Source organism: Micromonospora phytophila (assembly GCF_023656545.1).
In the GTDB taxonomy this organism is placed as follows: Bacteria; Actinomycetota; Actinomycetes; order Mycobacteriales; family Micromonosporaceae; genus Micromonospora; species Micromonospora phytophila.
Genome location: NZ_JAMOKF010000119.1, coordinates 1 through 14063 on the forward strand (window position 1 = coordinate 1; position 14063 = coordinate 14063).

The 14063-nt window shown below is 73.9% G+C and carries 18 protein-coding genes and 1 pseudogene; 8 read left to right on the forward strand and 11 right to left on the reverse strand.

The window, feature by feature from the left end; all coding sequences use genetic code 11:
• The 3 genes from NCC78_RS16065 to NCC78_RS16075 form a co-directional block, all read right to left on the reverse strand.
• Positions 1 to 1041, reverse strand: a 1041-nt coding sequence (locus NCC78_RS16065) for a helicase-related protein (RefSeq protein ID WP_284706308.1), incomplete at its 3' end; no start/stop codon positions are given.
• A gap of 30 nt (positions 1042 to 1071) precedes the next feature.
• Positions 1072 to 1272, reverse strand: coding sequence for a DUF397 domain-containing protein (locus NCC78_RS16070; RefSeq protein WP_250795367.1), 201 nt, complete (start codon positions 1270 to 1272; stop codon positions 1072 to 1074).
• 38 nt (positions 1273 to 1310) lie between these two features.
• Positions 1311 to 2153, reverse strand: coding sequence for a helix-turn-helix domain-containing protein (locus tag NCC78_RS16075; protein ID WP_250795368.1), 843 nt, complete (start codon positions 2151 to 2153; stop codon positions 1311 to 1313).
• A 141-nt stretch (positions 2154 to 2294) separates the two neighbouring features.
• On the opposite strand from NCC78_RS16075, the gene NCC78_RS16080 reads away from it, so the two are divergent.
• Genes NCC78_RS16080 through NCC78_RS16090 form a run of 3 tightly spaced genes read left to right on the forward strand, consistent with a single transcriptional unit; the run spans position 2295 to position 5075 of the window.
• The gene (locus NCC78_RS16080; RefSeq protein ID WP_250795370.1) at positions 2295 to 2921 is read left to right on the forward strand and encodes a GOLPH3/VPS74 family protein; all 627 of its coding nucleotides are present in this window, start codon (positions 2295 to 2297) and stop codon (positions 2919 to 2921) included.
• A gap of 40 nt (positions 2922 to 2961) precedes the next feature.
• Positions 2962 to 4488, forward strand: coding sequence for an APC family permease (locus tag NCC78_RS16085; protein WP_250795371.1), 1527 nt, complete (start codon positions 2962 to 2964; stop codon positions 4486 to 4488).
• Positions 4485 to 5075 (forward strand): GNAT family N-acetyltransferase, encoded by a 591-nt coding sequence (locus NCC78_RS16090; RefSeq protein WP_250795372.1) that lies wholly within the window; start codon positions 4485 to 4487, stop codon positions 5073 to 5075. Before NCC78_RS16085 ends, NCC78_RS16090 begins: the two co-directional genes overlap by 4 nt.
• A gap of 108 nt (positions 5076 to 5183) precedes the next feature.
• Here NCC78_RS16090 and NCC78_RS16095 read toward each other — a convergent pair whose 3' ends face one another.
• Positions 5184 to 6011, reverse strand: coding sequence for a SigB/SigF/SigG family RNA polymerase sigma factor (locus NCC78_RS16095; RefSeq protein WP_250795373.1), 828 nt, complete (start codon positions 6009 to 6011; stop codon positions 5184 to 5186).
• Between the two features lie 373 nt (positions 6012 to 6384).
• Between NCC78_RS16095 and NCC78_RS16100 the strand changes: the two genes are divergently transcribed.
• Entirely contained in the window at positions 6385 to 7143 is a 759-nt protein-coding gene (locus tag NCC78_RS16100) for an acetoacetate decarboxylase family protein (protein ID WP_250795374.1), read from the forward strand.
• Here NCC78_RS16100 and NCC78_RS16105 read toward each other — a convergent pair.
• Positions 7092 to 8681 carry a phospholipase D family protein gene (locus tag NCC78_RS16105; protein WP_250795375.1) on the reverse strand — a complete coding sequence of 530 codons (1590 nt, stop codon included), beginning with the start codon at positions 8679 to 8681 and terminating at the stop codon, positions 7092 to 7094. The two genes, NCC78_RS16100 and NCC78_RS16105, sit on opposite strands and share 52 nt — an antisense overlap.
• A gap of 144 nt (positions 8682 to 8825) precedes the next feature.
• On the opposite strand from NCC78_RS16105, the gene NCC78_RS32075 reads away from it, so the two are divergent.
• Positions 8826 to 8954, forward strand: a complete 129-nt coding sequence (locus NCC78_RS32075) for a hypothetical protein (RefSeq protein WP_284706307.1) — start codon at positions 8826 to 8828, stop codon at positions 8952 to 8954.
• 61 nt (positions 8955 to 9015) lie between these two features.
• Here the strand turns inward: NCC78_RS32075 and NCC78_RS16110 are convergent, their stop codons facing one another.
• Together NCC78_RS16110 and NCC78_RS16115 are read right to left on the reverse strand one after the other, a co-directional pair.
• The gene (locus NCC78_RS16110; RefSeq protein WP_250795377.1) at positions 9016 to 9999 is read right to left on the reverse strand and encodes a pirin family protein; all 984 of its coding nucleotides are present in this window, start codon (positions 9997 to 9999) and stop codon (positions 9016 to 9018) included.
• Complete coding sequence (locus NCC78_RS16115; protein ID WP_250795378.1) at positions 9999 to 10493, reverse strand: MarR family winged helix-turn-helix transcriptional regulator; 495 nt, start codon at positions 10491 to 10493, stop codon at positions 9999 to 10001. Before NCC78_RS16115 ends, NCC78_RS16110 begins: the two co-directional genes overlap by 1 nt.
• 145 nt (positions 10494 to 10638) lie before the next feature.
• Here NCC78_RS16115 and NCC78_RS16120 point away from each other — a divergent pair, with 145 nt between their 5' ends.
• The gene (locus tag NCC78_RS16120) at positions 10639 to 11172 is read left to right on the forward strand and encodes a GNAT family N-acetyltransferase (protein ID WP_250795379.1); all 534 of its coding nucleotides are present in this window, start codon (positions 10639 to 10641) and stop codon (positions 11170 to 11172) included.
• Between the two features lie 53 nt (positions 11173 to 11225).
• A complete protein-coding gene (locus NCC78_RS16125) occupies positions 11226 to 11813 on the forward strand; it encodes a DUF1684 domain-containing protein (RefSeq protein ID WP_250795380.1) in 588 nt (195 codons plus the stop codon).
• A 45-nt stretch (positions 11814 to 11858) separates the two neighbouring features.
• Here NCC78_RS16125 and NCC78_RS16130 read toward each other — a convergent pair whose 3' ends face one another.
• The 4 genes and pseudogenes from NCC78_RS16130 to NCC78_RS16145 form a co-directional block, all read right to left on the reverse strand.
• Entirely contained in the window at positions 11859 to 12446 is a 588-nt protein-coding gene (locus NCC78_RS16130) for a general stress protein (protein ID WP_250795382.1), read from the reverse strand.
• An 88-nt stretch (positions 12447 to 12534) separates the two neighbouring features.
• Positions 12535 to 12834, reverse strand: coding sequence for a cellulose binding domain-containing protein (locus NCC78_RS16135; RefSeq protein WP_250795384.1), 300 nt, complete (start codon positions 12832 to 12834; stop codon positions 12535 to 12537).
• A gap of 165 nt (positions 12835 to 12999) precedes the next feature.
• A pseudogene (locus NCC78_RS32780) lies at positions 13000 to 13113 on the reverse strand (glycoside hydrolase family 6 protein); the annotation flags it as partial.
• Between the two features lie 43 nt (positions 13114 to 13156).
• Entirely contained in the window at positions 13157 to 13708 is a 552-nt protein-coding gene (locus NCC78_RS16145) for a glycoside hydrolase family 6 protein (protein ID WP_250795385.1), read from the reverse strand.
• Between NCC78_RS16145 and NCC78_RS16150 the strand changes: the two genes are divergently transcribed.
• Positions 13602 to 13847 (forward strand): ricin-type beta-trefoil lectin domain protein, encoded by a 246-nt coding sequence (locus tag NCC78_RS16150; RefSeq protein ID WP_250795386.1) that lies wholly within the window; start codon positions 13602 to 13604, stop codon positions 13845 to 13847. The two genes, NCC78_RS16145 and NCC78_RS16150, sit on opposite strands and share 107 nt — an antisense overlap.
• The last annotated feature ends 216 nt before the right edge of the window (positions 13848 to 14063 follow it).

Consider the following 14063-nt stretch of genomic DNA (forward strand, 5'->3'; position numbering starts at 1 on the left):
GTAGACGTACCCGGGCGCCTCCCGGCCGGCCCGCCCGGCCCGCTGGGTGGCCGCCGCCCGGGACACCGGCACGGTCACCAGCGCGCCGAGCCCCCGGGACAGGTCCATCCGGGCCACCCGGGACAGCCCGGCGTCCACCACCACCCGGACCCCCGGCACGGTCAGGCTGCTCTCGGCCTCCGAGGTCGCCAGCACCACCCGCCGCCGCTGCGCCGGGAGCAGCGCCGCGTCCTGGTCGGCGCCGCGCTGCCGGCCGTGCAGCGGCAGGATCGCGACCTCGTCGCGCAGGTCGGCCAGGCGCCGGGCGACGGCGGCGATCTCACCGGCCCCGGGGAGGAAGACCAGCAGGTCACCGGTGCGCTCGTGCAGCGCCCGGCGGACCGTCGCCGCGACGTGGTCCAGCAGCACCCGGTCGACCGGGCCGGCCCCGGGCGCGGCAGCCGATCGGGTCGGCGGCGCCCAGATCCGGGCCACCGGGTGCAGCGCCGAGGACGCCCGCACGATCGGCGCGGGCGGGCCGTCGCCGCCGAGCAGGGCGGCGAACCGGTCCGCCTCCGGGGTGGCCGACATCGCCAGCAGCCACAGGTCGGGGCGGAGGGCCCCCCGGGCTTCCACCGTGAACGCCAGCGCCAGGTCGGCGTCGAGCTGCCGCTCGTGGCACTCGTCGAGCAGCACCGCGCCGGTCCCGGTCAACTCGGGGTCGTGGTGCAGCCGACGGACCAGCAGCCCGGTGGTGACCACCTCGATCCGGGTACGCGGGCCGATCCGGCGCTCGCCGCGCACGGCGTACCCGACCCGCTCGCCGACCGGCTCGCCGAGCAGCGCGGCGATCCGGCGGGCCGCCGCCCGGGCGGCCACCCGGCGCGGCTGGGCGATCACCACGCGACCGGTGACCGCGTCGGCCACGGCCAGCGGAGCGAGGGTGGTCTTCCCCGTCCCCGGCGGCGCCACCAGCACCCCGGCGCCGGCGGAGCGCAGCGCCGCGACCAGCGCCGGCAGCGCCGGCCGCACGGGCAGGTCGAGGGGTACGTCGGAGAGCACGGCCCAGTCTCGCACCGCCTCCCGGCGGCGTCAGTCGGGGCGTACCGCGTCGATGCCGGTGACGAAGGCGCGCCACGCCGACGGCGGGAAGGCCAGCACGGGGCCGCCCCGGTCCTTGCTGTCCCGGACGGCGACCCGGCCCGCGGCGGCGGCGACCTCCACGCAGTTGCCGTTACCCACGCTGCGGCTGCTGGTGCGCCACCGCGCCCGGGTCAGGTCGAGCGCCGTCATCGGTACCCCTCGTCTGTGCCGGCGTGCCGCGTCAGCGGTCACGCAAAGTCACGAGAAGCTTTCGTCAGGCGGGTCAGCGACGCCGCCGGATCGAGTGCCGAACGGCACAGCTCCTCGTGCACCAGGCTATACCCGGAGACGTGACCGGCTTCCTCCAGAGCCAGCCCCATCGTGAGGTTTTCCAGGTAGACGACGGCGGCGTCGGCGGTGTCGGCGAAGGTGAGGATCACGTACGGGGCGTTCATCGCCGGGTGGCCGCCGGACGCGAACGGAAGTACCTGCAAGGTCACGTTCGGTAGTTGAGCGACCTTCGCGAGATGGGTCAGCTGCTCGCCCATCACGGGCTTGCCGCCGACCGGGCGGCAGAGCACGGCCTCGTTCAGCACCACCGACAGCTCGACCGGATCGTCGCGGTGCAGCACGTCCTGCCGGCGCAGCCGGGCGGCGACCTTGCGCTCGATGCCCTCCTCCCCGGCGGTGCGCCGGAAGACCTCCTGCGCGTACGCCGGGGTCTGCAGCAGCCCGGGCACCGCCTCGGCCTCGTACGTCCGCAGGGTCGCCGCCTCCGCCTCCAGCCCGACGTAGAACTCGAACCACTCGGGCAGGACGTCGCTGTAGCTCTGCCACCAGCCGCGCTGCTGCGCGCCACGGGCGATCTCGATCAGCGCCTCGGCGTCCGCCCCGGTCACCTGGTACAGCGCCAGCGCGGCCCGGACGTCGCGCGGCTTGATGCCGATCTGGGCGGTCTCGATCCGGGACAGGTTGCTCTTGGACATGTCCAGCTGCCGGGCGGCGACGTCCAGGGTCATGCCGGCGCGCTCGCGCAGCTGGCGGAGTTCCCGGGCGATACGGCGGCGGCGGACGGTGGGGCTCGCGGTCACCCTCCGAGTCTGTCACGGCAAGATCCGCAGGTCGCGTCAGCACGGAGTGCAACGGCCGAAAACGGGAGTTGCGTTGCACCACCGGCCGGTGCATCCTTTCCCGGTTGCGATCACTGTGGACAACCCGCGCGGGAGGACCGTTTGCTCATCGCCGACGAGTTCTTCCTGATCGCCCACAACGACAGCCGCGGCAAGGCCAGGCTGCACCCGGCGGCGACCGGCCTCGGCCTCGCCGGCGGCCTGCTCGGCGAGCTGATCCTCTACGGACACGTCACCGTCTCCAACGGACTCGTCGCGGTGATCGACCGGCGTCCGCCGGCGGACGCGCTCGCGCACACCGTGCTGGACCAACTGGTCGGTGAGTCGCAGCACCAGGCCGTCCGCACCTGGCTCAGCTTCCTGGCGCAGAGCGCCACCACCTCGGTGGGGGAGCGGCTGGCCCGGGCGGGCGTGCTGCGCCGCCAGGAGAGCCGCCGGCTGCTCCGCACCAACGTCAGCTACCTGCCGATCGACCTCAACGCCGTGGCCTGGCCCGCGACCCGGCTGCGCGCCCTGCTGGACCGGCCCGACCCGCCGAGCGTGCCCGACGCGCTGCTGCTCGGCCTGGTGGTGGCCGCCGGGCTGACCCGCGAGGTGCTCTGGAGCGCCGGCCCCCGGGCGCACCACCGGCTGGGCGTGCTCATCCCGGCGCTGCCCTTGCCGCTGAAGGAACTCGTCGCGCACACCGAGGCCGCCGTCGGCGCCGCCGTGCTGCGCGGCATGCCCTGACCCCGCACCTCCCGACCCCTCCCCCCCAACGGAGTCGCACATGCCGACAGCAACCATCGAACGACCGAGCAACGTCTCCGAGGCGTTGGCCCGTGGGCGACTCGGCGTGCCCTCGGTGATCTTTTTCGTCCTCTCCGCCGCCGCCCCGCTGACCGTGGTGGCCGGCGTGGTGACCACCGGCTACGGCGTCATCGGGGTGCTCGGCATCCCGGTGGCCTTCCTGGCCGTCGCCGCGGTGCTCGCCCTCTTCGCCGTCGGGTACGTGGCGATGGCGCGCCGGGTGGAGAACGCCGGCGCCTTCTACGCGTACATCTCCCGGGGTCTGGGCCGACCGGCCGGCGTGGGCGCGGCCTGGGTGGCGCTGATCGCCTACAACGCCCTGCAGGTCGGCCTCTACGGCGCGGTCGGCGCCGCCGCGGCACCGGTGCTGGACCGGCTCTTCGGCGTCGCCCCTGCCTGGTGGTTGGTGGCCCTGGTGGCCTGGGCCATCGTCGCCGTGCTGGGCCTGCTCCGGGTGGACATCAACGGCCTGGTGCTGGCGGCGCTGCTGGTCGCCGAGATCGTGGTGATCCTCGTGTTCGACCTCGGTCAGCTGGGCAACCCGGCCGGCGGTGCGGTCAGCTTCGCGGCCCTGTCGCCGGAGAACCTCTTCGTGCCCGGCGCGGGCGCGGTGCTGGTGCTGGCCATCCTGGGCTTCGTCGGTTTCGAGTCGGCGGTGGTGTTCAGCGAGGAGAGCAAGGACCCGAGGCGCACCGTGCCGCTGGCCACCTACCTCTCGGTGGCGATCATCGCGGCGCTCTACGCGCTGTCGTCGTGGACCATGACGGTCGCCGTCGGACCGGACCGGATCGCCGCCGAGGCCGGCGAGCAGAGCGTCGGGTTGATCTTCAACCTGGCGGGGGAGCACCTCGGCGACACCGCGGTCACCATCGGCCAGGCGCTCTTCCTGACCTCCGTGCTCGCCGCGATGATCTCGTTCCACAACACCACCGCCCGGTACGCCTTCGCGCTGGGCCGCGAGCGGGTGCTGCCGGCGGTGTTCGGGCAGACCTCGCCGCGCAGCGGCGCGCCGCGCGCGGCGTCCCTCGCGCAGAGCGCCCTCGGCCTGGCGGTGATCCTGCTCTACGCGGTCAACGGCTGGGACGAGGTCGTGCAGCTGTTCTACTGGGGCGGCACCACCGGCGGCTTCGGGGTGCTGCTGCTGATCACCACCACCTCGTTCGCGGTGATCGCCTTCTTCGCCCGCAACGGCGGGGCCGAGACGCTCTGGCGGCGGTTGGTCGCCCCCGGCCTCGCCGCCGCCGCGCTGGTCGTGATCGTCACGCTGGCGGTGGTGAACTTCGCCGACCTGCTCGGGGTGGCGCCGGAGTCGCCGCTGCGCTGGGCGATCCCGGTCGCCTACCCGGTGGCCGCGCTGCTCGGCGTGCTCTGGGCGCTGGTGCTGCGCGGCAACCGACCCGACACGTACGCCCGGATCGGTCTGGGCGCGGAGAGCGCGGCGGCGGGGGTCCTGCCGGAGCAGCGCGCCGGCACGGCTGTTCCGGACGGGACGGGGGCCCGCCGGTGACCGGCGCCCCGGTCCAGCGGGTCGGCCCGGAGGAGACCCGGCTGGTCGCGGAGCGGATCGCCGAGGCGTTCATGGCCCTGGACGCCCCCCGGTGGCTGGTGCCCGACGCCAGCAAGCGGGAGGCCGTGCTGGCCGGCCAGTTCGAGATCCTGGTGGACCACGCGATGCGACACGGTCTGGTCCACGCCACCGGGGACCGGGCGGGCGTGGCGGTCTGGTTCCCGTCGGTCGGTGAGCCGGCGCCGCCGCCGGAGGACTACGACGCCCGGCTGGCCGCGGCGTGCGGCGAGTGGACCGAGCGCTTCGTCCACCTCGACGAACTCTTCGCCGCCAACCACCCGCACCCCGACCACCACCATCTGGCCCTGCTCGCCGTCACGCCATGGCGGCAGGGACAGGGGCTGGGCAGCGCGCTGCTGCGGCACCACCACGCGGTGCTGGACGCCGAGGGCGTGCCGGGCTACCTGGAGGCGTCCAGCGTGAGCAGCCGCGACCTGTACGCGCGGCACGGCTACCGGGTGGCCGAGCCGTTCCGGCTGCCCGACGGCACGCCGTTCTGGCCGATGTGGCGGGAGCCCGCCCGCTGAGACGCCGACGGCCGGGTCACCCTGGGGTGACCCGGCCGTTCGCGTGCTCCGGGCGGGGCGGACACGACGGTGGCCGGGCCCGCCGACCCGGCCACCGTCAACCACCCCCTAGTACGTGCCGTCGAGCTGACCCCGCAGCTTGGTCAGCGCGCGGGCCAGCAGCCGGGAGACGTGCATCTGCGAGACGCCGATCTGCTCGGCGATCTGCGACTGGGTCAGGTTGCCGTAGAAGCGCAGCGTGAGGATCTTCTGCTCGCGCTCGTCGAGCGTGGCGAGCGCGGGGCCCAGGGCGACACGCAGCTCCGCCAGCTCGAACTCGCCGTCCTCGCCGCCGAGCATGTCGCCCAGCTCGGTCGCGCGGTCGCCGTCGCCGGTCGGCGTGGAGAGCGAGACCGCGTTGTAGGCGCGGGCGCCTTCCAGGCCCTCCAGGACCTCTTCCTCGGTGAGCTTGAGGTGGGCGGCGATGTCGGCGACCGTCGGCGAGCGGCCGAGGGTCTGCAGCAGCGTGCTGTTGGCGTCGGAGATGGCCAGCCGCAGCTCCTGGAGGCGGCGGGGGACCCGGATGTCCCAGGTGCGGTCGCGGAAGTGCCGCTTGAGCTCACCGATGATGGTCGGGATCGCGTAGCCGGCGAAGTCGACGCCGCGGGAGGGGTCGAACTTGTCGATCGCCTTGATGAGGCCGACGGCAGCGGTCTGGGCCAGGTCGTCGGTGGGCTCGCCGCGACCGCTGTAGCGGTGGGCGAGGTGGTTGGCGAGCGGCAGCCAGGCCTCGATCGCCCGGTCGCGCATGGCGGCCCGTGACGGGTGGTTCGCCGGCAGCGCGGCCATCGCGTTGAGCACGTCGGCGGCGCTGTCGGTGAGCGCCCGCGGGTCCAGCTTCTCGGTGGTGCCCGGTGCGGCTGTGGTCGCCTGCTCGCTGATCGTTGGCGCGGTCATGGGTGGTCCTCCCTGCACCTCGTCCGCGGATAAAAGACGTGACGCTTTGGTTTAGCTTCAGATGTACGTTCGGGAGTCACCTTAGCCTGATCGGCTTGTCGAAATCTAGCCGAACGGACGATGTACTTAAGTAATTTCTCGCCATGGAGGCGACGAAAAGGGCAAAACCTCCTCGTATTGTGAGCGGCCTTACGGCTTCGGTCGTCCACCGCGGCCCGACCGTTGACGCCAGGTGCCGTCCGAGGGTCGACCGGATCCGGCCGACCGGCCCCGCAGGGCTGGCATAACCGCTTCTCAGTGTCGGCTTTCCGTCGTTGTCCCGTCGACGGGACCGGCCGTAGCGTGCGGGTACATCCCCCGATTCGGAGGTGCCGTGCTCGACTCCGCCGCTCCCCAACTCGTCGTGAACAGCCGCACGCTCTACTTCAGCTGGCTGCCGGCGGACCCGGACGCGGTCGCGGCGCTGGTGCCGGCCGGGCTGACCCCCCGCCGGGACCGTCAGGTCTTCCTGAACCAGTACGTCGTCGACGACGAGAGTCAGACCTCCGGCTTCGGCGCGTACTCGCTGACCTACCTCGGGGTGTCACTGAACGGCGTGGACGCGCCGGGCGGCCAGAACCCCGGCGGCTGGTGGACGCACTACGTGACCTCCAGCGAGCGGGTGCGCGCCTACGCCGCCGCCCGGGGCGCCCCCGCCGTGCGCGGGCAGACCAGGATCACCAGCCGCGCCGGCACCCTGGTCGCCGAGACCGAGGTCGACGGCGAGCCGTTGATCCGCGCCCGCTGCCAGGTCGGCGAGACCGGCCAGGTGATCAGCAGCGGGCACCACCGCTACTTCACCGCCCGGGACGGGCAGCTGCTCAGCTCCGTCTACCCGTACGTCGCCGAACCGGTCACCCCGTTCGTCATCGAGGCGGTGGAGTTCCTGGACCCGGGGCACCCGACCTACGCCCTCCGCCCGGAGAACCCGCTCACCATCGGCTTCGGCTTCTACTCCCCGCGCGCCTCGTTCGCCTACCCCGGTGGCCTGAAGGTCCACCCGGGCAGCGCCGCGGTCCCGGCGGCCCGGAGCGGGTCGGCTCACCAGGTGCCGGCCCGCCTCGCCCGCAGCGGCCGGCCGTCCGGGTCGTAGACCAGCCGGTACGCCGGCAGCGCCCAGAGCCGGGTGTACCAGGGCAACCGTTCCGCTCGGTGCGGGCGCAGCCGGCCCGGCGGTCGCGGCCCAACCTGGCCGGAGTCGTACCACCGTTGCAACGCGTCCCCGGCGGCGGTGATCGCCGCGACCGCGTCGGCCGGGTCGAGCAGGTCCTCGTCGCCGCTGCCGTCCGGGGCGCGGTCCAGGTGCTCGCGCCACAGCCGCAGCCGCAGCTCGCGGGCGAAGACCCGAGCGCCGTCGCCGAGCCCGGTCGGGTCGGTCGGGGCCCGCTCGTCGCGGGTGTCGTCGAGCACCGCGCAGGAGAGCTCGCTGTCGTGGGTCCAGGACCGACGGTTGAAGTTGTCGCTGCCCACGCTGGCCCACACGTCGTCGACCACGCACACCTTCGCGTGCACGTACACCGGCTCGCCGGCCTGGTTCTCCACGTCGAAGATGTGCACCCGGTCCGGGGCGGCCTTCTCGCAGAGCGACAAGGCCTGCTCGCGGCCGACCGTGTTGGGTGGCAGCGCCAGCCGGCCGTCCACGTCCGGGTACCGGGGGACCACGGCGACCAGGTGCAGCTCCGGGTTGTCGCGCAAGGCCCGGGCGAAGAGGTCGGCCACCTCGGTGGACCAGAGGTACTGGTCCTCCAGGTAGATCAGCCGGCGGGCCCGGCGGACCGCCTTGGTGTAGCCGCGGGCCACCGTGCGTTCGCCGTCGGGGGCAAAGGAGTACCGGGGTCGGACCGCCGGGTAGGTGCGCAGCACCTGCACGTGGTGCGGACCGCAGGGCGGCGGGTCGGCCGGCTGGTCGGGCAGCCGGTCCGGGCGCAGGTCCGCGCCGTGCAGCCGGTCCCGGGCGTACGCGAGGGGGTTCTCCGAATCCAGCGGCATCGGGTCGGTCCAGCGTTCCCGGAACGTCGTGTCCAGGGCGCCGACCACCGGGCCGCAGACCGCGAGCTGCACATCGTGCCAAGGTGGGTGCGGGCCGTAGCGGGGCGACATCTGCACCGCCTGCGGGTCGCCACCGTGCCCGGCGTCGTCGCGCCGGCTGTGGCACAGGTCGATCCCGCCCGCGAAGGCGACGTCCCGCTCCGGCGCGCGGGGGTGGCGCAGCACCACCAGCTTCTGGTGGTGCGAGCCGCCCCGGCGCACCCGCTGGTCGAGCAGCACCTCGCCGCCGGCGGCCGAGATCGTCTCACTGAGGGTGCGGTTCTCGTCCTCGCTGTAGGCCAGCGCGTCGAGGTGGGACCGCCAGATGAGGCCCTTGACCACCACGCCGCGCTGGGCGGCCCGGGAGAAGAGTTGGGCCACCGTCGGGCCGTCCGGGCGCATCCGCTGGTCCGGATCACCCCGCCAGTCGGTGAAGAAGAGGTGGTCACCCTCCTCCAGCGCCTCCACCTCGCTGACCAGCCGGTCGAAGTACGCGGCACCGTGAATTAACGGCTCGGCAAGGTTTCCGCTGGTCCAGACGGGTAACTCTGATTTCGGGTTGGCACGTTCCCGTGCGGTGAGGAACCAGTCCTGCAGCGCCACGTTCCAGCCCTCCCGAGGTCGACAACGTCCTCACGGTAGGACCCCCGTCGTGGGTCCGCACGCCGGCCGGCACACCGGTGACCTGGTCGGTCGCCCCCGACGACGCCCACCCGCACGAGACGCGAACACCGAGGAGGCCACAGCATGCCCGGCGAGACGACGAACTCCGTGACCGAGTACCGCGACCAGGCGGTCGAGAGCGAACGGGGTGCGCTGGCGGTGGTGCTGCTCATGGTGATCCTGGGCGTGGCCGGCATATTCGCCGTCTCCTGACGCCCTCGACGCGCCGGTGGGCGCCCCGGTCTGCGGGGCGCCCACCGCTGGTGCGTGTCGGTCAGGGCCGGCCAGGGCCGTCGGTGTGCGGCAGGCGCTCGGCCGGGATGACGCCGAGCCTGCCGGCCTGGAAGTCCTCGAACGCCTTGACCAGCTCGTCGCGAGTGTTCATGACGAACGGGCCGTAGTGCGCCACCGGCTCCCGGATCGGCTTGCCGCCCATGATGAAGAGCTCCAGCGCCGGCGTGCGGCTGTCCTGCTGCGCGTCCGCGGCGAACCGCAGCGCGCCCCCGGGCCCGTGCACGGCGAGCTGGCCGGTGTGCACCGGCCGCTTCTCGGCGCCGACCGTGCCCCGCCCGCCCAGCACGTAGACCAGGGCGTTGAAGTTGACCCGCCACGGCAGGTCGACCTGCGCGCCGGGTTGCACGGTGACGTGGGTGACGGTGATCGGGGTGTGGGTGGAGCCCGGCCCCTTGTGCCCGGCGACCTCGCCGGCGATCACCCGGATCAGCGCGCCGCCGTCCGGCGTGGTGAGCAGCGCCGACTCCCGGCCGCGGATGTCCTGGTAGCGCGGCGGGCTCATCTTGGCGACCCGGGGCAGGTTGACCCAGAGCTGGGTGCCGTGGAACATCCCGCCGCTGGCGACCAGGTGCTCCGGGGGCGCCTCGATGTGCAACAGGCCGCTGCCCGCCGTCATCCACTGGGTGTCGCCGTCGGTGATGGAGCCGCCGCCACCCTGCGAGTCCTGGTGGTCCATGATCCCGTCGATCATGTACGTCACGGTCTCGAAGCCGCGGTGCGGGTGCCACGAGGTGCCCTTCGGCTCACCCGGCGCGTACTCCACCTCGCCCATCTGGTCGAGGTGGATGAAGGGGTCGAGCTCCGTCATCGGCACGCCGGCGAAGGCCCGGCGCACCGGGAAGCCCTCGCCCTCGTAGCCGTTGGGCGCGGTGGTCAGCCGGCGGACCGGCCGGATGATGGTGGACTTGTCGAGCCGGGGCAGGCGGGGCAGGACGAGCATGTCGTCGACGGTGACGGCGGGCATCACGAACTCCTCAGGGGCGTCGGGGTGGCGGACGAGGCGTCGCGCTCGGCGCGCAGACGCCGGCCGAGCCGCTCGAAGATCCGGTTGAGGCAGGCGACCTCGGCGTCGTCGAGGTCGTCCATCAGGTGGGCGCGTACCGACCGCAGGTGGTGCGGGGCGGCGTCGCGCAGGGCCAGCAGCCCGGCGGCGGTGAGCACCGCCTCGCTGCCGCGGCGGTCCTCGGGACACGACTCCCGGGCGACCAGGCCGCGTCGCTGCATGGAGGAGACCTGGTACGTCAGCCGGCTGGGCGAGAAGACCAGCCGGCCGGCCAGCTCGCCCATCCGCAGCCGTTGCCCCGGCGCCTCGGAGAGCAGCACCAGGACGTGGTAGTCGGCGAAGCTCAGCCCGCTGTCGGCGCGCAGGTCCTCCTCGAGCTGGGTGAACAGCCGTTGGCTGGCCTCGATGTACGCGCGCCAGGCGGCGAGGCGGGTGCCGTGCAGGCTCTCGGTCACGCCACCAGGGTAGCACTCTTTCAAAATTCAACTACCGGCTTCAGGAGTGCAGAAGGGCGCGCCTGGGCCGAGACGTGCAGCTTTGAAGGAAGGCTTGTCGAATGACCTGGCAGGCATCCCGGACCGTGTGCGAAACTCCGGCATCGTGGACCGCCTGGAACTGACCGCCCCCGGCCTGCTGCTGCGACCGTGGCGGGAGCAGGACGCACCCACGGTGCTGACCGCGCTCCGGGACCCGGTGATCGCCCAGTGGAACCCGCAGGGCGGGCTGCTCGACCGGGCCGCCGCGCTGCACTGGGTCCGCCGCCGGGCCGACTGGTCCGCCGGCGACCACGTCTCGCTGGCGGTCGCCGACCCCGCCGACGACCGGATTCTGCTCGGGTCGGTGTCGCTGCACCGGATCCACGCCGGGGACGCCTCGATCGGCTACTGGACGATGCCCGAGGCGCGCGGGCGGGGCGTGGCCACCGGCGCCGTCGTCCGGCTCACCGGCTGGGCGTTCGCCGAGCTCGGGCTGCACCGCATCGAGCTGTGCCACGCGGTGGCCAACCCGGCCTCCTGCCGGGTCGCCGAGCGGGCCGGCTACCCGGCCGAGGGCACGTTGCGCGAGTCCTACCGCTACGGCGACGGCCGCCGCTACGACGAGCACCTGCACGGCCGCCTCGCCACAGACCGGTGAACGCGGCCCGGCACGGCGGGGCGCCGACGGCGGCGGTGACTAGCCTCGACGGGATGGACGACCTCGAACTGCTCGACTGGCGGGAGCGGGTGGCCCGGCTCTACCTCTCCCCGGTCGACCTGGCCGGGTTCCGCGCCGGACGCGACGCCCTCTTCGCCGATCACCCGCAGAGCCCGGTCCCGCCGCCCGACCGGCCGGGCTTCACCGGGCTGCGCTACTTCCCACCCGACCCGGCGGCGGTCGTCGAGGCGCCCCTGCGCCCCGCCACCGGTGAGCTCGCCGTCGACACCGGCGGGCCCGACGGCGTGGTCCGTTACCGCCGGGTCGCCGTGGCGGACACCGCCTGGGGACCGCTGACCCTGTGGTGGATCGCGGCGTACGGCGGTGGGCTGTTCCTGCCGCTGCGGGACGCCACCTGCGGGGACCAGACGTATGGCGGCGGCCGGTACCTCACCGACACGGTCAAGGGCACCTTCGGCCGCGGCCTGACCCTGCTGCCCGGTGACCGCGTCCGGTTGGACGCCAACTACCTGTACAACCCCTCCTGCGCATACAGTTCTTCATACGCCTGCCCGCTGGCACCGCCGGAGAACCGGGTGGAGGTGGCCCTGCGCGCGGGCGAGTTGGCGTACCACGGCTGACGGCCGCCCCGGCGGACGCGCCGGGACGGCCGGGTTCAGCCTCGCTCAGCGGGCGTCCGCCTGCCGCCCGGTCAGCTGCATCCGGCCCAGCAGCTGGCGGGCCTGGTCGGCCACGTCCACGTCGACGATGACGGCGTACCGGCCGGCGCGCAGCGAGCTGGCCGAGGTGAAGTCCCGCTTCCCACCGGTCATCGCGTGCGCGACCGCCCCGAAGACCGCGCCCCAGAGCGCGCCGACGACCAGCCCGACCAGGATCACCGCGACCCAGTTGCCGACGGTGAAGATGCCGAACAGCAGGCCGATGAAGAGCCCGAACCAGGCGCCGGTGCCGGCGCCGACCAGCGCCGCGCGGCCGGTGGTCATCCGGCCGAGCACCGTCTCCACCAGGGTGAGGTTGGTGCCGACGATGGCCGTGCGCTCCACCGGGAACCGGTTGTCCGCCAGGTGGTCGATCACCTGCTGGGCGGACGGGTAGTCCGGGTACGACCCGATCGTCACGGTCGGCGGACCGGTTTCCGGGCCGTGCCCGTCGCCGCCGGGGGCGGCCGGCCGACCGGCGGGACCGGACGGGAGGGTGTCGCCGCCCGGCATCCCGGGCCGCCAGGCCGAGGTCGGACTCGACGGTGTGGTCATGGGGCCTCCTCCTTCGTCAACGGCCCGTGTTCCCGCCGCGGGTGCGGTGGTAACACCGGCCGCCCGGCCGGTTGTCGGGCGGAGTGGGTCAGGAGCAGGGGGTGCCGTTGAGCGCGAAGGCGGTCGGGGCGGGGAGCGCGGCGCCGGGGTACGTGCCCTGGAAGCCGATCGAGGTGGTCCCGCCGGTGGGCAGGCTGCCGTTCCAGGTGGCGTTGCGGACGGTGATCCGGTCACCGGACTGGCTCCACTCGCCGTTCCAGCCGTTGGTCAGCCGTACCCCGGCGCCGGCGGTGAAGGTGAGGGTCCAGCCGGTGAGCGCGACGCCCCGGTTGGTCACCCGCAGCTCGGCGGTGAAGCCGCCCGACCACGAGTTCGGGGTGTACGACACCGCGCAACCGCCGGCCGGCGGGGGAGTCGTCGCCGGCGGGGGCGTCGTGGGCGGGGTGGTGGTCGGCGGGGTCGTCGTGGGGGGCCCGGTGGTCGGCGCCGGACCGGCGGCCACGGCCAGGTCGTAGGCCCGCTGCGGGACGAACTGGCCGGCCGCGGCGAGGCAGCCGTCGGCCTCGCCGGGCAGCTTGACCCAGAGGAACGCGTCGATCGCCGGGTCGCCGGTGGCGGTGGTGCTCGGGGTGCCGATGGCCCGTCCGGCCGGGTCGCACCACTCCGAGCCGAGCGGCCCGTTGCCGTTGCGGCTGGTGTCGACGACCGCCTCAGCCGGGACACCCGGTCGCCGCGATCACGGCCTTGGCGTACGCCACCTCGTCGGCCGTGCGCCGGTAGTTGGAGACGTTCAGCGAGATGCCGTCGGCGCTGTTGGCGATGTCCGCGCCGGTGACCCGGGCCGCGGCCTCGGCCGGGGAGAGCCAGGCCGAGTGGCCGGCGTCGAAGTAGACCTTCGCCGAGGCGGAGGCGGCCTTGAGCTTCTTGCCGGCGTACGCCATCGACGCCTTCGTCTCGGCCTGCTGGCCGGCGTTCTGGCAGCTGGTCATCAGCGGCAGCACGTCCGGTTCGAGGACGATGGTGGCCGGCCGGCCGTTCAGCCCGGCCGCGACCTGGTCCACCCACTGCCGGTAGGTGGCGTGGTGGGGAGCGCCGCCGGTGCTGACGCCGCCGCAGTCCCGGTTGGGGAGGTTGTAGACCACGAGAATCGGCACCTTGCCGGCGGCGGCGGCCGCCCCGACCAGGGCCTCGACCTCCGCCCGTACCGTCGAGGTGTTGGTCCGGGTGAACCAGCGGGCCTGGACGCTCCCCGGCGACGGCACCGTCCGGGGGCTGGGCAAGTGCCTGGACGTCAAGAGCAGCGGCACCGCCAACGGCACCCTGGTCCAGCTCTGGGACTGCAACGGCACCGGCGCCCAGCAGTGGGCCGCCCAGCCCGACGGGAGCCTGAAGAACCCGTAGTCCGGGCGCTGCCTGGGCATCCCCAGCTCCATCACGACCGACGGCAACCAGCTCCAGATCCACGACTGCAACGGCACCGGCGCCCAGCGCTGGACCCTGCCCTGACCGACCCGACGACCCGGGCACCCGCCGCGCCGCGGCGGGGGCCCGGCCCGCGTCCGCCGGTCGCCGTCGTCCCGGGCGCCTCCGGGCCGTCCCGACCCGGCTCGCCGGGCG